The sequence below is a fragment of the Janthinobacterium aquaticum genome, assembly GCF_009208565.1.
Lineage (GTDB): Bacteria > Pseudomonadota > Gammaproteobacteria > Burkholderiales > Burkholderiaceae_D > Janthinobacterium.
Map to the genome: position 1 here is coordinate 311,749 of NZ_WFLK01000003.1, position 19,538 is coordinate 331,286.

Sequence of the window (19,538 nt, forward strand, 5' to 3'; positions counted from 1 at the left end):
CGTCAACCTGCGTGCCGGCATCCGTGTCAGCGGTGCGGTGCATATGCAGAACGTCAACGCTTATCACAGCCGATTGCGGCAATGGCTGGCGCCGTTTCATGGCGTGGCCACGCGCTATCTGTCCAACTACCTGGGCTGGCGCTGGATACTCGACGCCAGGCGCATCCGCTCAGCGACCAGTCTGCTTAACGCTGCACTGGGGCAATTCCCACATTTGGCAGTGACATAGCCAAAAAAATCGCGCGGCACTTGCATGCCTGCGCGATTGAAAGAGGAGAAAAAGTGATGTTGGATCAGGTCACCGGTGCGGGGTTGAACAGCGCCAGCGCGTTGTGCAGCTTCCAGTGCTCGGCCCAGGTTTTCTTGCCGCTGGCTACGTCGAGCATCAGACGAAACAGTTCCCAGCCGATATCCTCGATGGTAGCTTCACCGGTGGCGATACGGCCAGCATTGACGTCCATCAGGTCATGCCAGCGGCGCGCCAGGTCGTCGCGCGTGGCCACCTTGATCACCGGCACGGCAGCCAGGCCGTACGGCGTGCCACGGCCGGTGGTAAACACATGCATGTTCATGCCGGCGGCCAGCTGCAGCGTGCCGCAGATAAAGTCGCTGGCCGGCGTGGCGGCGTAGATCAGGCCTTTTTGCGTCAGCTTGTCGCCCGGCGAGATCACGCCGGAAATGGCGCTGCTGCCGGACTTGACGATCGAGCCCATGGCTTTTTCGGTGATATTGGCCAGGCCGCCCTTCTTGTTGCCCGGCGTGGTATTGGCGCTGCGGTCGACGCCGCCTTTTTGCAGGTACTCGTCATACCAGGCCATCTCGCGGATCATGCCGTTGGCCACTTCTTCATTGATGGCGCGCGAAGTGAGCTGGTCGATGCCGTCGCGCACTTCGGTGGTTTCCGAAAACATCACAGTGGCGCCGGCACGCACCAGCAGGTCGGTGGCGTAGCCGACGGCCGGATTGGCTGTCACGCCCGAGAACGCATCGCTGCCGCCGCACTGCACGCCCACCACCAGGTCGGCTGCGCTGCAGGTAACGCGGGTGCGCAGGTTCAGTGCAATCAGGCGCAAGGTAGCCATATCCATGATCGACTGCACCATCGACTCGAATCCCACATGCTCTTCGTCTTGCAGCGTGACGATATACGGGCCGTTGCTGACCTGGATCGCGCTCTCAGGCATCAGGCGCTTCGGCTGCAGTTTTTCGCAGCCCAGCGAGACCACCATCGACTGGCCGCCAAAGTTCGGGTTCAGGCTGATATTGCGCAAGGTACGGATGGGAATATCGGCGTTCGGCGCATCGATGGCCACTCCGCAGCCATAGATATGTTCCAGCCCCACCACATCGTCGACGTTCGGATACAGCGGCAGCAGTTCTTCCTTGATGCGCTTGACTGCGTGCTCCACCACGCCCGAGACGCACTGCACGGTGGTGGTAATGGCCAGGATATTGCGCGTGCCGACGCTGCCGTCGGCATTGCGGAAACCTTCGAAGGTGTAGCCCTCCAGCGGCGGCTGTACAGGCGCCTTGCGGGTGGCGATCGGCAGGCCGGTCAGTTCGCGCGCCGGCGGCATGCGCACCAGCGACTCTTCGATCCAGCTGCCCTTGACGATATCGCGCACGGCGTAGCCGATCACCACGTCGTATCGCACGATGGCCTCGCCTTCAGCCAGGTCGACCAGCGCGATCTTGTGGCCTTGCGGCACGCGCTCCTGCAGCACGAACTCGCCAGGGAACTCGGTGCCGGCTGGCAAGCCGCCGTCATTGACCACGATGGCTACGTTGTCGTTGGCGTGCATGCGAATATATAGGGGCTTCAACATAGGCTTCAAGGACGGCTCCTGCATGGTAAGAGTGTTCATCATGCACCAACCTTGCTGGCGGCGCTGCGACCACCCGTGGCTGGCGAGGCTTCCGGCAACATGACTGATTTTTTGAACTCGAAACGCTTGATGTCGCCCACCATGAACAGGTAGCACAGGATCGCCACCGCAGCATTGGCGCCAACGAATACCAGCGCGCCGGCAAACGACCCGGTGGCCTGCAGGATAAAGCCAATCACGATCGGCGTGGTAATGCCGGCGGTATTGCCGAAGGTATTGAACAGGCCGCCACTCAAGCCACCGGCTTCTTTCGGCGACGTATCGGACACCACGGCCCAGCCCAGTGCGCCGATGCCCTTGCCGAAGAAGGCCAGCGCCATGATCGCCACCACCAGCCAGTCGGCCGTGACATAGTTACAGAAGATCATGCTCATGGCCAGCAGCATGCCGCCCACGATCGGCGTCTTGCGGGCAACCGACAGCGAGTAGCCGGACTTGATCATGCGGTCCGAAATCACGCCACCGAGTACGCCGCCGAGGAAACCGGCCACCGCTGGCAAGGCGGCAATAAAACCGGCTTTCAGGATCGTCATATGGCGCTCCGTCACCAAATAGACCGGGAACCAGGTCAGGAAGAAATAGGTCAGCGTATTGATGCAGTACTGGCCGATATAGATGCCCAGCAGCATGCGGCTGCTCAAGAGCTCCTTGATGCAGGCCAGCGTATTGATTTTTGGTGCACTGCTTTTGGTGCCGCTGTCGAGATCGACCAGGCCGCCGCCCGCTTCAATATAAGCCAGTTCGGCCGCATTGATGCGCGGATGGTTTTTCGGGCCATAGATGGTTTTGCGCCAGATAAAGGCCATCACAATGCCCAAGCCTCCCATCACATAAAACACGCTTTCCCAGCCAAAAGTATGCACCAGCCAGCCCATGATCGGGGCAAACAGCACGGTGGCAAAATATTGCGCGGAATTGAAGATGGCGGCCGCCTTGCCGCGCTCGCTGGTCGGGAACCAGGCCGAGGTAATGCGGCTGTTGCCGGGGAACGAAGGCGCTTCGGCCGCCCCGACCAGCAAGCGCAAGCCGATCAATACCGCCACGGCCGTGCCGCCGGTAAAGAACCCCACCCAGCCCATCATCAACGTAAATACCGACCACAGGAAGATGCTGAAGAAATAGGTGATCTTGGAGCCGAAGCGGTCCAGCAGCCAGCCGCCCGGCAATTGCGCCAGCACGTATGACCAGGCAAAGGCGGAAAAGATAAAGCCCATCTCCACCGGCGACAGGTCCAGCAGCTTTTTCAGCTCGGGGCCGGCGATGGAAATGGTGGCGCGATCGGCGTAATTGATGGTGGTGACGATAAACAGTATCGCCAGGATGCCCCAGCGCACGCGGGTGGCTTTGGCGCCGGCTGCGCCGGCAGGAATGGTTGAGGTCTTCACGGGTGTCTCCAGATGAATCGCTAAGGGCGCTGCATGAACCTGGACCGGCTTTGCCGGGGCTGTTTCTTGTTTGCAGTCATTCACTACTTGATCTTTGTCATCAGTCATCAGACAACTGACGTCGTAGTATAATCACGGCATACGGAAATAGCAATCGCGTTTTTTCAGTTATTTTTTCACCTGATTTTGATTGATACCAAGCCCATGAATTTTCCCGCCATCGCATCGTTACCGCCCAAAAAGCACCGCAACCTGGCGCAAGGCGTGGTGGCGCATATTGCCGACAGCATCCGCCAGGGCAGCCTCAACCCCGGCGAAAAACTGCCGACCGAATCGGAGATCATGCGCCTGCATGGCGTGAGCCGTACCGTGGTGCGCGAAGCCATTTCGCACATGCAGGCAGCGGGCATGGTGCAGACCCGGCATGGGGTCGGCACTTTCGTGCTGGAACCTGCAGCGACGCCCAGACTGGGCATCGATCCGGGCACCGTGGTGACCATGCGCGACGTGCTGGCCATCCTTGAACTGCGCATCAGTCTGGAAACCGAATCGGCCGGGCTGGCGGCCAGCCGCCGTACTGACGCGCAATTACAACAGCTGCGCACGGCGCTCGACCATTTCCAGTCGCTGCCGCATGGCAATGACGACACGGTGGCCGCCGACGTGCAGTTCCACCTGACCATCGCGCTGGCGTCGGGCAACCGCTATTTCCACGATATCCTCAGCCACCTGGGCACCAATATCATCCCGCGCGCGCGCCTCAATTCGGCCAAGCTGGCGCAGGACGATCCGGCCACCTATATGGAACGCGTCAAGCGCGAGCACGAAGATATCTTCAACGCCATTGCGCGCCAGGACCCCGAGTCGGCGCGCGCCGCCATGCGCACCCACCTGAGCAACAGCCGCGAACGGCTGCGACGCGCACAGGAAGCCATCGAAACGGCGTAGGCCGCCACCCTACGCGTCGCAGCAACAGCGCCAGCAGCACCGGCGCTGTTTTTTTATGCCGACATTTTTCCGCTACCTGCTTGCGCTTCCCAATTTCATGTTGTACGATGTCTTACAACAGTGAGGCGTTAAGGTGTGCAACGTCATCGCTACCACCTACATGTTCTCTCTCTTACAATAAAGGCGACATCTCCATGTATACCCCTCAAGACCTGAAACAGATCCTCTCCTCCGGCCTGCTGTCGTTCCCGATTACCGACTTCGATGCCAACGGCGATTTCGTGCCGAAAACCTATGCAGATCGCCTGGACTGGCTGGCCCCGTACGGCGCCACCGCCCTGTTCGTTGCCGGCGGCACCGGTGAATTTTTCTCGCTGACGCCGGAAGACTATACGCAGGTCGTCAAGATCGCCGTGGAAACCTGCCGCGGCAAGGTACCGGTGCTGGCCGGCGCCGGCGGCCCGACCCGCACTGCGATTGCCTACGCACAGGAAGCCGAGCGCCTGGGCGCGCACGGCATCCTGCTGATGCCGCATTACCTGACCGAAGCGAGCCAGGACGGCCTGGTGGCGCATGTGGAAGCGGTCTGCAAATCGGTGAAATTCGGCGTGGTGGTCTACAACCGCAACGTCTGCAAGCTCAACGCCCAGTCGCTGCTGACTCTGGCCGAGCGCTGTCCTAACCTGATCGGCTTCAAGGACGGCGTGGGCGAGATTGAAAACATGGTGACCATCCGCCGCAAGCTCGGCAACCGTTTCACCTACTTGGGCGGCCTGCCAACGGCGGAAGTCTACGCTTCGGCCTACAAGGCGCTGGGCGTGCCGGTGTACTCGTCGGCCGTATTCAACTTCATCCCGAAAACCGCGATCGAGTTTTACGAAGCGGTGCGCACCGATGACTTTGCCACCACCGAACGCCTGATCGACCAGTTCTTCCTGCCTTACCTGGACATCCGCAACAAGAAAGCCGGCTACGCCGTCAGTATCGTCAAGGCCGGCGCCACGCTGGTCGGCCATACGGCCGGCCCGGTACGCGCGCCGCTGGTGGACCTGAACCCGCAGGAATGCGAAGAACTGGGCGCGCTGATCGCCAAGCTCGGTCCGCAATAATTTCCATACAGCTTCTTCTGCCCTGAACCGGCGCGCGCTGACCCACGTCACCGCGCGCCGTTTTTGCCTTTACTCCAGGAGTCTTCTTTGACAAACACTATCTACACCATCGCCGGCGATATGCTGATCGGCCAAAGCACCGAACACGGCAGCGAAAAACCCTTTCACGCCATCAATCCGGCCACCGGCGAACAGCTGGCGCCAGCCTTTGGCAGCGGCACCGTGCTTGATGTCGAGCGCGCCTGTGCGCTGGCCGACCAGGCCTTTGACGCCTACCGCGAAACCACGCTGGCACAGCGCGCAGCTTTCCTGGAAAAAATTGCCGATAACCTCATCGATATCGGCCCGGCGCTGATCGAGCGCGCGATGCAGGAATCGGGCTTGCCGCAGGTGCGCCTGGAAGGCGAACGCGGCCGTACCGTCGGCCAGCTGCGCCTGTTTGCCAAGGTGGTGGGCGATGGCGCCTGGCTGGCCACCGCGCTCGATTCGGCGCTGCCAAAGCGCACGCCGCCACGCCCGGACATGCGCCTGCGCAAGATCGCACTGGGCCCGGTGGCGGTGTTTGGCGCCAGCAATTTTCCCCTGGCTTTTTCGGTCGCCGGCGGCGACACCGCCTCGGCCCTCGCTGCCGGTTGCCCGGTGGTGGTCAAGGCCCATGGCGCCCACCCTGGCACCTCGGAACTGGTGGCCAAAGCCGTGCAGGCAGCCGTGGCCGCCTGTGGCTTGCCCGAAGGCGTGTTTTCCATGCTGCATGGCGACGGCCGCACCATCGGCCAGGCGCTGGTCAGCCATCCTGCCATCAAGGCGGTCGGCTTTACCGGCTCGCGCCAGGGCGGCATGGCGCTGGTGCGCGCCGCCGCGCAGCGCGCCGAACCGATCCCGGTCTACGCTGAAATGAGCAGCAGCAATCCGATGTTCTTGTTGCCCAACGCACTGGCGCGCCATGCCGCGCGCATCGGCAGCGGCTTTATCGATTCGTTGACGCTGGGCGCAGGCCAGTTCTGCACCAATCCTGGCCTGGTGGTGGCGATGGGCGGCCCCGATCTCGACGCATTCTGTGCCGCCGCCGTGACTGCACTGGAAGGCAAGCCGGCCAGCACCATGCTCACGCCGGGCATCTACGCCGCCTACAACGACGGCGTCTCGCGCCTGGCTGGCGCGCCCGGCGTCACCCTGCTGGCGCGCGGCCAGCAAGGCAATACCGCCTGCGCCGGCAAGGGTGCGCTGTTTGCCACTGACGCTGCCACCTTCCTGGCCAATCCGGCGCTGGAAGAAGAAGTGTTTGGCGCCAGCTCGCTGGTGATCAAGTGCAGCGAGATCGGCCAGCTGCGTCAGATCGCCGAGTATCTCGACGGCCAGCTGACAGCCACCGTCTTCCTGGAACAGGACGACCAGCAAGAAGCGCGCGGGCTGCTGCCGGTGCTCGAACGCAAGGCCGGTCGCATCCTGGTCAACGGCTACCCGACCGGCGTGGAAGTGTGCCATGCGATGGTGCACGGCGGCCCCTTCCCGGCTACCTCGGACAGCCGCAGTACCTCGGTGGGCGCCAGCGCCATCGACCGCTTCCTGCGCCCTGTCAGCTACCAGGACCTGCCGTCCTGGCTGCTGCCGGAGGCGCTGCAAGACGACAATCCGCTGCAATTGTGGCGGGTGCGTGACGGAGTGCCCGTGCGAGCCTGACATGGGTTTTTAAGCAATCTTCCACAATGGGCTGACACCCCTACCATCAAGGAATAGAGAAATGAAGAAGCAATATGGTTTGGCTGGCGCAGTGTTGAGCGCGATTGCCGGCATGGCCTCGGCACAAAGCAATGTCGTCATCTACGGCATCGCCGACGCCGGCATCACGCACGAGAGCGGCGGCGCAGCCGGCTCGCTCACCAAGGTCAACAGCGGTGCCGCCTCGGCCTCGCGCATCGGCTTCAAGGGTACGGAAGAGCTGGGCGGTGGCCTGTCGGCCATCTTCCTGCTTGAAAGCGGCTACAAGATCGACACCGGCGACATCGATGCGGCCGGCACGCTGTTCAACCGCCAGGCTTATGTCGGCTTGAAAAGCACGGCCGGCACGATGACGCTGGGCCGCCAGTACACACCGTACCACTCGACGCTGGCGTCGGTAGCCGACCCGTTCGGCACCGGCCTGGCTGGCACCTCGAAAAACCTGTTCCCCGATTCGGGTGCGAACGTGCGCAGCAGCAATACCGTGCTGTACGCCAGCCCGGTGGCCAACGGTGTCTCGGGCGAGCTGGCCTACAGCTTTGGCGAAAAATCGAGCACCAGCACCGGCCGCCAGTTCGGCGGCGCCATCGGCTATGCACAAGGTCCGCTGACGGTGCGCCTGGCCTACAACAGCAAAAATGGCGATGTGGAAACGGCGCCGGGCATTACGGTGCACAACGGCACCGGCCGCAACACCCTGTTGGCAGCCAACTACGACTTCAAGGTGGTCAAGCTGTTTGCCGCTTATGGCGTCGACAAGGGTTTCAACAGCGCGCCGCTGGGCAACGCCAACAACCCGTATGGCGGCGTGCGCCCGACCGCGTCGACCGACGGCAATGAAATCCTGCTGGGCTTTACGGCGCCGGTCGGCGGCGGCTCGCTGATCGCCTCGGTGATGCGCAAGGACGACAAGACCGCCTTCAACCAGGACGCGCGTTCGTGGGGCGTCGGCTATATCTATCCGCTATCGAAGCGCACCAGCTTGTACGGCGCCTATGCGGCCATCCACAACCGCAACGGCGCCGGCTATACCGTGGCCAACAACAGCGAGTCGGGTTCGGGCAACCGCGGCATGAACCTGGGCGTGCGCCACAGCTTTTAAAACCGGGGGTCAGTTCTTAATGCCGCTAAGTTAAGAGGATGGTAGGTCGGATTAGCGTAGCGTAATCCGACAATTGGCAGCTGATATTGTCGGATTACGCCGCTACGCGGCCTGCGCGGCTCGGCTAATCCGACCTACTTAGTTTACCAAGAGTTTTCCTTAACTTAGCGCCATCAGGAAACTGACCCCGATTTGGGCAGCACCTACCAGCTGACCTTGAGCGCACATTTCATCCATGGCAGCCTGATCGTGCTGAACGACCACGGCAGGCGGTCCATCAGCACATCGACATTAGCACGCTCGACCCGCAAGCACCATTGATGGTCTTCCTGCACCAAGCGTGCGGCGCGTTGCAGGAAAACCTCACGCAAGCCGTCTACGCTTGTATTTCCGAGTACGCTCCAGTGCTGCAGAACGGTCTGCAGCACCTGTGCCGAGAATTGCTGCTCCTGCTCCGTCAGCGCGCCGCCGGGTTCGACCGGCGCCGCGACATCCATGCCGCACAGCAGCTTGTTGAGCGCCAACGCATGGGCAGGCGCCTCGAAGGTGCCGTGGCTCAGATAATGCAGCAGGTATACGGCGCGTTGCTGCTGGCCTTCACCCAGGAAAGCGCCTTTTTCCTGCAATTCCAGCTTGTTGAAATAGCGATCCAGGAAAAGCCATAGCAGCACGATGCCGCCGTTGTGGATATACAGCGGTTCGTGCGGCGCTGCTTGCGGTGTGGTTTCCATATCGCTATTTTTATCTGAAGGTTGCGGGTCAGCCAATTATGACAGCGACGACCGGCAAGGCGCGTTTCATGCCGCGTTTTTTGCAGTTCATCGCATTTCAGTACAGACCAACTCAGCGCTTTGTTATCTTGATATCGACAGCTCGGCAGCCATAACGCGGCCGCCGGCTCCCTGATTACATAACAAACATAAAGGAAACACCATGCGTACCTTGCTGGCCCTGTGCTGCGCCGTTGCCATTACCGGCTGCGCCATCGTTATCAACCCCAACGACGGCGAGGTACGTTATGCCAGCGATTCCGGCGCAAAGTCGGTCGAAGGCAACCATCAGTTCAGCCGCGACGAACGCCCGGTCAGCAGTGCCAGTGCGCTCGATATCGACAAGCTCAACTGGGCCGACGCCAAGGTCGATGTGCGCGTCGGTCCTTCGCCTTCGCTGGTGATCGAGGCCGACAGCAATCTGCTACCGCTGATCCGCAGCGAAGTCAATGGCAACACGCTGCGCATCTGGAGCGACAGCAATATTCGCCGCAGCAGCGCCATTCATATCATCTACACCACGCCGCGCCTGAACAAGATCGATATTGCCAGCGGCGGTCGCCTGATCGTCAGCGGACTGAACGGCGATGATTTGCGCCTGGCGCAGCGCGGCTCGATGTACAGCGAATTGTCGGGCAAGGTGGAACGCCTCGATATCGCCAATAACGGGTCGGGCACCGTTAATGCCGTCGCTTTGAGCAGCGGCAACAGCGATGCCGTCCAGAACGGCTCCGGCCGCATCAATCTGGGTCAGGTCCGCGGCGAGCGCATCAACGTGGCGCTCAACGGCTCGGGCACGGTCAGCGCCAGCGGCGCCGTGCAGCGCCTCGATGCCAATATCAACGGCTCCGGCGACATCAACTTTGCGCAGCTGCAAAGCCAGGTTGCCTACCTGACCACCAATGGTTCGGGCGATATCGACGCCACCGCCGTAGCTGAGCTGAACGCCCGCTCCAGCGGCTCGGGACGCATCACCGTGCATGGCGATCCGGCGCGCCGGACAGTGTCGGGTTCAAGAGTGAATATCGTGAAGTAAAGCGACGCAGGCCAACGGCGAAAGGCGGGGCTTGCTATACTGTCGGCCCCAACCGCCTGCAAGCATTCCCATGTCCTCTCCTGCCCCGCTGGCCTGCCGCCTCTCGTGCGGCGCCTGCTGCATTGCACCGTCGATTACCAGCCCGATACCAGGCATGCCGGATGGCAAGCCTGCCGGCGTCAGGTGCATCCAGCTGGGCGACGACAACCTGTGCCGCATTTTCGGCAAGCCCGAGCGGCCTGCGTTTTGCGGCGGCCTGCAGCCATCGGCGGAGATGTGCGGTTCCGACCGCAACCATGCCATCAGCTGGCTGGGTGAACTGGAACGGTTGACAGCGCCCTGAACGTCAGGCTTTGGGCACGCCTTGTATTTCGGACATCTTGCGATTCGCCTCGATCAGCAGTGCGACAACGCCCGCCACGCACAGGGCAATCAGGCCATCGCGCACATCGGTCAGATCGAGGCTGCCACGGCGCAGATAATGCAACACCTCAAGAATGGCGACAAAAGCCAGGCAGCGCCAGCCATGTCGGCGCAAGGTACTGCGCAGCAATACCCCCATGGGCAATGTCGATTCCGGCATGATCGCTCCTCTTCGATTTATCCAATTAACTGTAGCATCAATGGATGCTTTTACAGCAAGCCTCCGGCAACGGCAGCAGAATAAAGTTGACGTCGTTTGCACGTTTGCGTATATTCATGCGCATTCCTGCACGATTTATACATCATGACCGCCAATCTGCTGCTCAAACAACGTCACGCCCTTATCCAGCAACAACTGCAAGCCGATGGCCGCGTGCTGGCGCTCGACCTGGCGCGCCAGCTCGATGTGTCGGAAGACACCATCCGCCGCGACCTGCGCGACATGGCAGCGGCCGGGCTGTGCCAGCGCGTGTATGGCGGCGCGCTGCCGCTGGCGCCCGATGGCGGCAGCCTGGCCGAACGGCGCCATGTGGCGCCCGAGCGCAAGGCGCGTCTGGCGCAGGCGGCCATGTCGCTGGTGCGCGCCGGCCAGGTACTGTTCCTCGACGCCGGCTCGACCAATCTGGCGATTGCCACCGCGCTGCCACCGCTGGCGCTGACCGTCATCACCAATGCGCCGGCAATCGCCATGGCGCTGATGGAGCGCCCCGAGATCGAGCTGATCATGGCCGGTGGACGGGTCGACCGGCGCGCTGGCGCCAGCCTGGGGCCGCAGGCACTGCGCACGGTCGAGCGCATGCATCCGGACCTGTGCTTTCTTGGCGCCTGCGGCGCCGACGCTGAAGCGGGCGTGACCGCCTTCAACTATGACGAAGCCGAATTCAAGCGCAGCATTGCCGGCGCCAGCAAGGCCGTGGTGGTGGCCGTGACCAGCGACAAGCTGGGTACGGCTGCGCCGTTTGGCGTGCTCGCCACCGGCCTGCTGCAGCATCTGGTGCTCGAGGCCGATACGGATCCAGTACACATTGCCGCCTTCGAGCGCCAGGGCGTGCAGGTGCTGCGCGCGCGCGCCCGCTGAGCCTTCTTTCAACCTCCTGTAGAAAAGCCACTCCATGCAACTTACCGGACTCTTGCAACAACGCGCCACGCGCCTGGTCTTTTTTGTCGCCGGGCTGGCCATGGCCGCCTGGGCGCCGCTGGTGCCCTATGCCAAGGCGCGCCTGCAACTCGATGAAGCCACGCTGGGCGTGCTGCTGCTGTGCCTGGGCGCCGGCTCGTTGTGCGCGATGCCGTTTACCGGCATGCTGGCGTCGCGCTTCGGCTGCCGCCGCGTGATCCTGTGCGCCGGCGCGGTGCTGGTGGCCGTCCTGCCGGGGCTGGCGCTGTCGGCCACGCCGCTGCAGCTGGGCCTGGTATTGCTGATGTTTGGCGCGGCCATGGGCACGTTTGACGTGGCCATCAATATCCAGGCGGTAATCATCGAAAAAGCAAACGGCGGCGCCATGATGTCCGGTTTTCACGGCATGTTCAGCGTCGGCGGCTTTGCCGGCGCGGCCTGCATGGCGCTGCTGCTGTGGCTGGGCCTGAGCCCGGCCTGGTCGTGCGTGGTAGTGATCGTGCTGCTGGCGCTGCTGCTGGCAGCGGCGCAGGCGCATCTGCTGCCGACGGCCTCGGACTCGCAGGAAAAAACCCCGCTGTTCGTGATGCCGCACGGCGCCGTGATCTTTATCGGCCTGCTGTGCTTTATCACCTTCCTGGCCGAAGGCGCCATTCTCGACTGGAGCGCGCTGTTCCTGACCACCACGCGCGGCGTGGACCCGGCCCAGGGTGGCCTCGGCTACGCAGCCTTTGCGATTGCCATGACCATCGGCCGCTTCACCGGCGACAAGGTGGTGGCGCGCTTCGGTGGCCGGCGCGTGCTGGCATTGGGCGGCCTGTGCGCCGCCGCCGGCTTCTTCCTGACCGTGGTCGCGCCCAATGCCGGCGTGGCGCTGGCCGGCTTCGTGCTGGTGGGCCTGGGCGCGGCCAATATCGTGCCGGTGCTGTTTACGGCGGCGGGCAAGCAGACCGCCATGCCGGCCAGCCTGGCCATCGCCGCCATTACCACCATCGGCTACGCCGGCATCCTGGCCGGGCCGGCCGTGATCGGCTTCGTGGCGCACGGCACCAGCCTGAACCTGGCCTTTGGCATGCTGGGCGCGTCGCTGCTGCTGGTGGCGGCCAGCGCGCGCCTGGTCACGGCGTCCCGGCATCCCTCCTGAAGCGCTACAGCCGGGGCGGCATCAACAACAGTTCCGGCATCGAGTTCAAGTCTGCAAGGCGCGCTCGTGGTAAGCTTCGACCCCGCGCTGCATGCACATCGATGCAGCGCTCCGCTTCTACCTTAGCCGCCTACACTCTCTATGGATCTCATTCTTGCCTTGAAAGCCCTTGTCATGGGGCTGGTCGAAGGCTTTACCGAATTTCTGCCCATTTCATCGACCGGCCACCTGATCTTGGCCGGCAGCCTGCTCGATTTCACCCAGGACGTGTCGAAAGACGTCATGGATGTGTTCGAGATTGCCATCCAGGCCGGCGCCATCCTGGCCGTCTGCTGGGAGTACCGCCAGCGCATCGGCGCGGTGCTGTCGACCTTGAGCAGCAGCGCCGGTTCGCGCAAGTTCGTGCTCAATGTGGCGATCGCCTTTTTGCCGCTGGCCGTGATCGGCCTGGCCGTGGGCAAAATGATCAAGCATGCGCTGTTCAAGCCGGTGCCGGTGGCGCTGGCCTTCATTATCGGCGGCGTGATCATCCTGCTGGTCGAGCGGCGTGCGCGGCGCAACCCGGTCACCGTGCGCGTCAATTCGGTCGAGGAAATGACGCCGCTCGACGCCCTCAAGGTCGGCTGCGCGCAGGCTTTTGCGCTGATTCCCGGCACCAGCCGTTCCGGTTCGACCATTATCGGCGGCATGCTGCTGGGCCTGTCGCGCAAGACCGCCACCGAATTTTCGTTTTTCCTGGCCATCCCGACCCTGCTGGCGGCCACTTTTTACTCGCTGTACAAGGCGCGCGACATTCTGTCGGCCAATGACCTGCCGCTGTTCGGCGTGGGCACGCTGGCGGCGTTTGTCTCGGCCTTTTTGTGCGTGCGTTGGCTGTTGCGCTACATCAGTTCGCACGACTTCACGTTTTTTGCCTGGTACCGTATCGTGTTCGGCATGCTGGTACTGGCCAGCGCGCACTACGGCTGGGTTGTCTGGGCAGAATAAGGCCATATGAATCAAGAGTCTCAAGATTTGCATCAACAGGCGCTGCAAACGCTGCAGACCGTCTTCGGCTATCCGGCCTTCCGCGGCCAGCAGGGCGATATTGTCGACCATGTCAGCCAGGGCGGCGACGCACTGGTACTGATGCCGACCGGCGGCGGCAAGTCGCTGTGCTACCAGATTCCGGCGCTGCTGCGCGATGGCGTGGGCGTGGTGGTCTCGCCGCTGATCGCGCTGATGCAGGACCAGGTCGACGCGCTGGCCGAAGTGGGCGTGCGCGCGGCCTTTCTCAATTCCACGCAGACATACGAAGAAGCCAGCCGCATCGAGCGCCTGGTGCGCACCGGCCAGATCGACCTGGTGTACGTGGCGCCCGAGCGCTTGATGACGCAGCGCTGCCTGGACCTGTTCCAGGCCTCGAAGATCGCCCTGTTCGCGATCGACGAGGCGCACTGCGTGGCCCAGTGGGGTCACGATTTCCGTCCCGAATACATCAAGCTGTCGGTACTGCACGAGCAGTTCCCCGACGTGCCGCGCATTGCGCTCACGGCCACGGCCGACCCGCAAACGCGCGCTGAAATCGCGCTGCGCCTGCAGTTGGACGATGCGCGCCAGTTCGTGTCTTCATTCGACCGGCCCAATATCCGCTATCAGATCGTGGAAAAGGCCAACGGGCGCAAGCAGCTGCTGGACTTTATCAGCACCGAGCACGCGGGCGACTGCGGCATCGTGTACTGCCTGTCACGCAAAAAAGTGGAAGAAACCGCCGAGTTTTTGAACGAGAACGGTATCCGCGCCCTGCCGTATCACGCCGGCATGGACTACGCCAAGCGCAGCGCCAACCAGGCGCGCTTCCTGCGCGAGGAGAACCTGGTGATGGTGGCCACCATCGCTTTCGGCATGGGCATCGACAAGCCCGACGTGCGCTTTGTCGCGCATCTGGATCTGCCAAAAAGCATCGAGGGCTATTACCAGGAAACCGGGCGCGCCGGGCGTGACGGCATGGCCGCCAATGCCTGGATGGCCTACGGCCTGCAGGACGTGGTGCTGCAGCGGCGCATGATCGACGAATCGGAAGCCGACGAAACTTTCAAGCGCGTGCTGGGCGTGAAACTCGACGCCATGCTGGGCCTGTGCGAAACGCTCAGCTGCCGGCGCATGCGCCTGCTCGAATACTTCGGCCAGCCGGCCACGCCGTGCGGCAACTGCGACACCTGCCTGGTGCCGCCGGTGTCGTTCGACGGCACCGTGCCGGTACAAAAGCTGCTGTCGGCGATCTACCGCGTCGACCAGCGCTTTGCCGGCGGCCATGTGATCGACGTGCTGCGCGGCGTCGAGTCCGAGCGCATCAAGACCTGGCATCACGATTCGCTGTCGGTATTTGGCATCGGCGCCGACCTGGGCGAAGCGGAATGGAAGGCAATCCTGCGCCAGGCCATCGCGCTGGGGCTGGTGGCGGTCGACCATGAACAATACAGTTCATTGAAGCTGACCGACGCCTCGCGCCCGGTGCTCAAGGGCGGCCAGAAAGTGCAGCTGCGCCAGTACCAGAAACCGGTCAAGACCAGCAAGCGCAGTACCAGCGTGGCCAAGGGCTACGTCGAGATGGACTTGTCCACCAGCGAGCAGGCGATCTTCGACAAGCTGCGCTGGTGGCGCGTGGAGACGGCGCGCGCGCACAATGTGCCGGCGTATGTGATCTTTGTCGACGCCACCTTGCGCGAAATCGCCAAGGCCAAGCCGACTTCGCTCGAGCAGCTGCGCAGCGTCAGCGGCGTGGGCGAGAAAAAACTGGCCTCGTATGGCGAGGAGATCGTTGCCATGATCCTGGAGCTGAGCTGATGGAAGTGCTGTCCTCACACCTGATTTACCAGGCCGTGCTGCTGATGGCGGCGCAGCCCGATGACGATGAAGACGATGAGCAACTTGAAGCACAGGTGCGCGCGCTGGTCGACGATGAACTGAGCGTGCGCCGCCTGCTCGATGTGATCCCCGAGGCCTTCGGCATGGTCATGGTGGCGCATCTGCCGGCGGCGGCCGGCGTGATCCTGCCCGACACGTTTTCAGCCCAGGAAGACGACGGCGAATGGACCGCCATCGCGCTGGACGCCGAACCGATTTTCGCCGTGGCAGCCGACATTGCCACCCATACCTTTCATAACGGCCCGCGCGCACAGATGCAGGCTATCGCCGGGCGCAGCTCGTTGCTCGCGGCCGTCAGCAATGCGCTTGACGCCGGCCATGAACTCGACGGCGCCACGCTGGGCGGCCCGCAGTTCTTCGGGCTGCCGGCGTCGCTCTACCAGCATGGTGACGCTTAAGCCTGCCGTGCTTTCCAGCCTGCGCCAAAAACGGTAACATCGCCGAATGGAAACCAAATGGCTGGAAGACTTTATTTCGCTCGCTGAAACGCATAATTTCAGCCGTTCTGCGGCCCTGCGCCACGTCACCCAGCCGGCCTTTTCACGGCGCATCCAGTCGCTGGAAAACTGGCTCGGCATGGACCTGGTCGACCGCACCTCCTACCCTACCCGTTTGACGCCGGCCGGCGCTGTGTTCTACGAGCAGGCGCTGGAAATGCTGGGCCAAATCAACGGCGTGCGCGCGCTGCTGCGCGGCAAGCGCGCCGCCACCCAGATGAGCGTGGACTTTGCCGTGCCCCATACGCTGTCGCTGACCTTTATGCCCAAGTGGCTGACGGCGCTTGAACAGGGTTTTGCGCCGATCAATAGCCGGCTGATGGCCTTGAACGTGCACGATGCAGTGCTGCAGCTGGTCGATGGCGGCTGCGATTTGCTGCTGTGCTATCACCATCCGCGCCAGCCGGTGCAGCTCGATCCGGGCCGCTACGACATGCTGGTGATGGGCCGCGAAATCCTGCGCCCGTATGCACGCTGCGGCGCCGACAAGGTGCCCGATTTCGTCCTGCCGGGCAGCGCCAAAGAGCCGCTGCCGTTCCTGTCCTATACCAACAATGCCTACCTGGGCCGCATGGTGCAGCTGATGCTGGCCGACGCCAAGTCGCCGCCGTTTCTCGACACCTGCTATGAAACCGATATGGCCGAAGGCTTGAAGATGATGGCGCTGGAGGGCCGCGGTATCGCCTTTTTGCCCGAGTCGGCGGTGCTGCGCGACGTCAAGTACAAGCACCTGGCGCGCGCCGATGGCGGTGCGCCGGAATGGGAAATCGACATGGAGATTCGCCTCTACCGCGAACGCCCCAACGGCCAGCGACCCGGCAAGCCGGTGGTGGAAAGACTGTGGCAGTACCTGCTGCGCGAACAGGAAAGCACGCCACGCAAGCGGCGCAAAAAATCCTGACAACTGGCCGCCACCACGGCGCAGTCAAGTTTTCATAACTATGCGTTTATTGCATAACCGGATGCGCACAAAGCATTGGCCGGGGCATGAGGCTATCGCCTACGATGCGGTTCCGCTGCGCGCAGCTTGTCTTTGGTTGCGCCTCTAACGTATTTCGCATTGTCCAGGAGCTATTCAGCATGACCAGCAAGCACGCACTGCCTTCCTACCTCAATCCAGAAGACCTCGGCCCATGGGGCGTCTACCTCGAACAGATCGACCGCGTCACGCCCCATCTGGGCAGCCTGTCGCGCTGGGTCGAAACGCTCAAGCGTCCGAAGCGTATCCTGACCGTGGACGTACCGATCGAGCGCGATGACGGCTCGATTGCCCACTACGAAGGCTACCGCGTGCAGCACAATATGTCGCGCGGCCCCGGCAAGGGCGGCGTGCGCTTCCACCAGGACGTGACGCTGTCGGAAGTGATGGCACTGTCGGCCTGGATGACGGTCAAGAATGCAGCCGTCAACGTGCCCTACGGCGGCGCCAAAGGCGGTATCCGCGTCGATCCAAAGACCCTGTCGCGCCATGAGCTGCAGCGCCTGACGCGCCGCTACACCAGCGAAATCAGCATGATCATCGGCCCGAACAAGGACATTCCTGCACCGGACGTCAACACCAATGAACAGGTGATGGCCTGGATGATGGACAGCTACTCCATGCTCAACGGCAATATGTCGACCGGCGTGGTGACCGGCAAGCCGATCTCGCTCGGCGGCAGCCTGGGCCGCCGCGACGCCACCGGCCGCGGCGTATTCGTGGTCGGCTGCGACGCTGCTGCCAAGGTCGGCATGCAACTCGAAGGCGCCAAGGTCATCGTGCAAGGTTTCGGCAACGTCGGCGGCGTGGCAGCACGCATGTTTGCCGAAGCCGGCTCGAAGATCGTGGCGGTGCAGGACCACAAGACCACCGTGGTGCACTCGGGCGGCCTGAACATTCCGCAATTGCTGGCACACGTGGCCGAAGTGGGCAGCGTCGAAGGTTTCCCCGGCGCCGAGGCATTCGTGCCGCGCGACGACTTCTGGGGCATCGACTGCGATATCCTGATCCCGGCCGCACTGGAACAGCAGATCACCGCCGAGCGCGCCCACGTCATCAAGGCAAAAATCATCCTGGAAGGCGCCAACGGCCCGACCATGCCGGCTGCCGACGATATCCTGACCGACAAGGGTGTGCTGATCGTGCCGGACGTACTGGCCAACGCCGGCGGCGTGACCGTCAGCTACTTCGAATGGTCGCAGAACTTCTCGAGCTTCTTCTGGACCGAAGAAGAGATCAACAGCCGCCTGACGCGCATCATGCGCGAAGCGTTCGACGCTGTGTGGCAGGTGTCGCAGGAGAAGAAAGTATCGATGCGTACCGCTACGTTTATCCTGGCGTGCACGCGCGTGTTGCAGGCGCGTGAAGTGCGTGGTTTGTACCCATAATCCTGGCTTGCAAGACCATGAAAAAACCCCGCTGTACAGCAATGTGCAGCGGGGTTTTTTATGTTCGGGCCAGCTCAGTCAGGTCGCAGTCAGGTCGCATAACCCTGCGGATTCTGGTGCTGCCAGCGCCAGTGGTCCAGGCACATGTCGTCGATATTCTTCTGCGCCGTCCAGCCCAGCAGCTCGCGCGCCAGGTCGGCCGAGGCGTAGCAGCTGGCGATATCGCCGGGACGGCGTGGCACGATCTGGTACGGCACCTGACGGCCGCTGGCCGCCTCGAAGGCACGCACGGTGTCGAGCACGCTATAGCCGTGGCCGGTACCGAGATTGACCGTAAAGCCGCCGTCGGTGGAGAACAGGCGGTTCAGGGCCGCCACGTGGCCGAGCGCCAGGTCGACGACATGGATGTAGTCGCGCACGCCGGTACCGTCAGGGGTCGGATAATCATTGCCGAACACCGCCAGCTTGTCGCGCCGCCCGACCGCCACCTGCGCGATAAACGGCATCAGGTTGTTTGGAATGCCTGCCGGGTCTTCGCCGATCAGGCCGCTGGCATGCGCGCCCACCGGATTGAAGTAGCGCAGTACGCCCACCTGCCATTGCGGATCAGAATGCACGAGGTCGCCCAATATCTGCTCGACCATCAGTTTTGAACGGCCATAGGGGTTGGTGACCGACAGGCGCGAATCCTCGACGATAGGCAGGGCTTCAGGATCGCCATATACGGTGGCGGACGAACTGAAGACAAACTTCTTCACCTGGGCGGCCGCAAGCACTTCCAGCAGCGCCACGGTGCCAGCGACGTTGTTGTCCATATACAGCAAGGGCTTGACCACCGATTCGCCGACGGCCTTGAGACCGGCGAAATGAATCACGGCGTCGATCGCGTGCGCATTGAGAATCGCCGCGACGGCGGCGCGGTCACGCACATCGGCTTCGTAAAACGGCACGCTTGTGCCAGTGATGTGCTCGACGCGCGCCATGGCTGTACGCGCGCTATTGCACAAATTGTCGAGGGCGATCACCTCATAGCCAGCGTCCAGCAACTCGACACAGGTATGCGAACCAATAAAGCCGGAGGCGCCGGTTACAAGGATTTTCCTGGCCATGATGTCAACCGATACAAAA

Annotated in this window: 18 protein-coding genes and 1 pseudogene; 14 read left to right on the forward strand and 5 right to left on the reverse strand. The window is 62.7% G+C overall.

From position 1 onward, the window contains the following. Position 1: 1 nt before the first annotated feature. A pseudogene (locus GCM43_RS06930) lies at positions 2 to 229 on the forward strand (IS1595 family transposase); the annotation flags it as partial. Between the two features lie 64 nt (positions 230 to 293). On the opposite strand, the gene garD reads toward GCM43_RS06930, so the two are convergent. Further along, on the reverse strand, positions 294 to 1,826 hold the full coding sequence (gene garD / locus GCM43_RS06935; RefSeq protein WP_226929365.1) for a galactarate dehydratase: 1,533 nt from the start codon (positions 1,824 to 1,826) through the stop codon (positions 294 to 296). Positions 1,827 to 1,864: 38 nt separating this feature from the next. Next, positions 1,865 to 3,271, reverse strand: coding sequence for an MFS transporter (locus GCM43_RS06940; RefSeq protein WP_319636940.1), 1,407 nt, complete (start codon positions 3,269 to 3,271; stop codon positions 1,865 to 1,867). 204 nt (positions 3,272 to 3,475) lie between these two features. Between GCM43_RS06940 and GCM43_RS06945 the strand changes: the two genes are divergently transcribed. The 4 genes from GCM43_RS06945 to GCM43_RS06960 all read left to right on the forward strand — a co-directional run bounded on the left by GCM43_RS06945 (position 3,476) and on the right by GCM43_RS06960 (position 8,149). Beyond that, the gene (locus GCM43_RS06945) at positions 3,476 to 4,219 is read left to right on the forward strand and encodes a FadR/GntR family transcriptional regulator (protein WP_152242785.1); all 744 of its coding nucleotides are present in this window, start codon (positions 3,476 to 3,478) and stop codon (positions 4,217 to 4,219) included. Positions 4,220 to 4,413: 194 nt separating this feature from the next. Then, complete coding sequence (kdgD, locus tag GCM43_RS06950) at positions 4,414 to 5,328, forward strand: 5-dehydro-4-deoxyglucarate dehydratase (protein ID WP_152242786.1); 915 nt, start codon at positions 4,414 to 4,416, stop codon at positions 5,326 to 5,328. Between the two features lie 120 nt (positions 5,329 to 5,448). Continuing rightward, complete coding sequence (locus GCM43_RS06955; RefSeq protein ID WP_152242968.1) at positions 5,449 to 7,008, forward strand: aldehyde dehydrogenase (NADP(+)); 1,560 nt, start codon at positions 5,449 to 5,451, stop codon at positions 7,006 to 7,008. Between the two features lie 61 nt (positions 7,009 to 7,069). Continuing rightward, entirely contained in the window at positions 7,070 to 8,149 is a 1,080-nt protein-coding gene (locus GCM43_RS06960; RefSeq protein ID WP_152242787.1) for a porin, read from the forward strand. Between the two features lie 203 nt (positions 8,150 to 8,352). Here the strand turns inward: GCM43_RS06960 and GCM43_RS06965 are convergent, their stop codons facing one another. Then, the gene (locus GCM43_RS06965) at positions 8,353 to 8,916 is read right to left on the reverse strand and encodes a contractile injection system tape measure protein (RefSeq protein ID WP_319636941.1); all 564 of its coding nucleotides are present in this window, start codon (positions 8,914 to 8,916) and stop codon (positions 8,353 to 8,355) included. 166 nt (positions 8,917 to 9,082) lie between these two features. Between GCM43_RS06965 and GCM43_RS06970 the strand changes: the two genes are divergently transcribed. Further along, positions 9,083 to 9,955: a head GIN domain-containing protein gene (locus GCM43_RS06970; RefSeq protein ID WP_152242789.1), complete on the forward strand. Its 873-nt coding sequence runs from the start codon at positions 9,083 to 9,085 to the stop codon at positions 9,953 to 9,955. Positions 9,956 to 10,025: 70 nt separating this feature from the next. Then, the gene (locus GCM43_RS06975) at positions 10,026 to 10,298 is read left to right on the forward strand and encodes a YkgJ family cysteine cluster protein (RefSeq protein WP_152242790.1); all 273 of its coding nucleotides are present in this window, start codon (positions 10,026 to 10,028) and stop codon (positions 10,296 to 10,298) included. 3 nt (positions 10,299 to 10,301) lie between these two features. Here GCM43_RS06975 and GCM43_RS06980 read toward each other — a convergent pair whose 3' ends face one another. Beyond that, the gene (locus GCM43_RS06980) at positions 10,302 to 10,538 is read right to left on the reverse strand and encodes a hypothetical protein (protein ID WP_152242791.1); all 237 of its coding nucleotides are present in this window, start codon (positions 10,536 to 10,538) and stop codon (positions 10,302 to 10,304) included. A gap of 144 nt (positions 10,539 to 10,682) precedes the next feature. Between GCM43_RS06980 and GCM43_RS06985 the strand changes: the two genes are divergently transcribed. The 7 genes from GCM43_RS06985 to GCM43_RS07015 all read left to right on the forward strand — a co-directional run bounded on the left by GCM43_RS06985 (position 10,683) and on the right by GCM43_RS07015 (position 18,410). Beyond that, positions 10,683 to 11,456, forward strand: coding sequence for a DeoR/GlpR family DNA-binding transcription regulator (locus GCM43_RS06985; protein WP_152242792.1), 774 nt, complete (start codon positions 10,683 to 10,685; stop codon positions 11,454 to 11,456). Positions 11,457 to 11,490: 34 nt separating this feature from the next. Continuing rightward, positions 11,491 to 12,639, forward strand: coding sequence for an MFS transporter (locus GCM43_RS06990; RefSeq protein WP_152242793.1), 1,149 nt, complete (start codon positions 11,491 to 11,493; stop codon positions 12,637 to 12,639). A gap of 141 nt (positions 12,640 to 12,780) precedes the next feature. Further along, a complete protein-coding gene (locus GCM43_RS06995) occupies positions 12,781 to 13,626 on the forward strand; it encodes an undecaprenyl-diphosphate phosphatase (protein WP_152242794.1) in 846 nt (281 codons plus the stop codon). Positions 13,627 to 13,632: 6 nt separating this feature from the next. Beyond that, positions 13,633 to 15,465, forward strand: a complete 1,833-nt coding sequence (gene recQ, locus GCM43_RS07000; protein WP_152242795.1) for a DNA helicase RecQ — start codon at positions 13,633 to 13,635, stop codon at positions 15,463 to 15,465. Beyond that, positions 15,465 to 15,944: a hypothetical protein gene (locus GCM43_RS07005; RefSeq protein ID WP_152242796.1), complete on the forward strand. Its 480-nt coding sequence runs from the start codon at positions 15,465 to 15,467 to the stop codon at positions 15,942 to 15,944. Before recQ ends, GCM43_RS07005 begins: the two co-directional genes overlap by 1 nt. Positions 15,945 to 15,990: 46 nt before the next feature. Further along, a complete protein-coding gene (locus GCM43_RS07010) occupies positions 15,991 to 16,944 on the forward strand; it encodes a LysR family transcriptional regulator (protein ID WP_152242797.1) in 954 nt (317 codons plus the stop codon). 179 nt (positions 16,945 to 17,123) lie between these two features. Further along, positions 17,124 to 18,410 carry a Glu/Leu/Phe/Val family dehydrogenase gene (locus tag GCM43_RS07015; RefSeq protein ID WP_152242798.1) on the forward strand — a complete coding sequence of 429 codons (1,287 nt, stop codon included), beginning with the start codon at positions 17,124 to 17,126 and terminating at the stop codon, positions 18,408 to 18,410. A gap of 89 nt (positions 18,411 to 18,499) precedes the next feature. Here GCM43_RS07015 and galE read toward each other — a convergent pair whose 3' ends face one another. Then, positions 18,500 to 19,519, reverse strand: coding sequence for a UDP-glucose 4-epimerase GalE (galE, locus tag GCM43_RS07020; protein ID WP_152242799.1), 1,020 nt, complete (start codon positions 19,517 to 19,519; stop codon positions 18,500 to 18,502). Positions 19,520 to 19,538 lie beyond the last annotated feature (19 nt).

Coding starts and splice junctions, on each gene's coding strand:
- garD (WP_226929365.1), bottom strand. CDS start 1,826: ATGTTGAAGCCCCTATATATTCGCATGCACGCCAACGACAACGTAGCC.
- GCM43_RS06945 (WP_152242785.1), top strand. CDS start 3,476: ATGAATTTTCCCGCCATCGCATCGTTACCGCCCAAAAAGCACCGCAAC.
- kdgD (WP_152242786.1), top strand. CDS start 4,414: ATGTATACCCCTCAAGACCTGAAACAGATCCTCTCCTCCGGCCTGCTG.
- GCM43_RS06955 (WP_152242968.1), top strand. CDS start 5,449: ATGCTGATCGGCCAAAGCACCGAACACGGCAGCGAAAAACCCTTTCAC.
- GCM43_RS06960 (WP_152242787.1), top strand. CDS start 7,070: ATGAAGAAGCAATATGGTTTGGCTGGCGCAGTGTTGAGCGCGATTGCC.
- GCM43_RS06970 (WP_152242789.1), top strand. CDS start 9,083: ATGCGTACCTTGCTGGCCCTGTGCTGCGCCGTTGCCATTACCGGCTGC.
- GCM43_RS06975 (WP_152242790.1), top strand. CDS start 10,026: ATGTCCTCTCCTGCCCCGCTGGCCTGCCGCCTCTCGTGCGGCGCCTGC.
- GCM43_RS06980 (WP_152242791.1), bottom strand. CDS start 10,538: ATGCCGGAATCGACATTGCCCATGGGGGTATTGCTGCGCAGTACCTTG.
- GCM43_RS06985 (WP_152242792.1), top strand. CDS start 10,683: ATGACCGCCAATCTGCTGCTCAAACAACGTCACGCCCTTATCCAGCAA.
- GCM43_RS06990 (WP_152242793.1), top strand. CDS start 11,491: ATGCAACTTACCGGACTCTTGCAACAACGCGCCACGCGCCTGGTCTTT.
- GCM43_RS06995 (WP_152242794.1), top strand. CDS start 12,781: ATGGATCTCATTCTTGCCTTGAAAGCCCTTGTCATGGGGCTGGTCGAA.
- recQ (WP_152242795.1), top strand. CDS start 13,633: ATGAATCAAGAGTCTCAAGATTTGCATCAACAGGCGCTGCAAACGCTG.
- GCM43_RS07005 (WP_152242796.1), top strand. CDS start 15,465: ATGGAAGTGCTGTCCTCACACCTGATTTACCAGGCCGTGCTGCTGATG.
- GCM43_RS07010 (WP_152242797.1), top strand. CDS start 15,991: ATGGAAACCAAATGGCTGGAAGACTTTATTTCGCTCGCTGAAACGCAT.
- GCM43_RS07015 (WP_152242798.1), top strand. CDS start 17,124: ATGACCAGCAAGCACGCACTGCCTTCCTACCTCAATCCAGAAGACCTC.
- galE (WP_152242799.1), bottom strand. CDS start 19,519: ATGGCCAGGAAAATCCTTGTAACCGGCGCCTCCGGCTTTATTGGTTCG.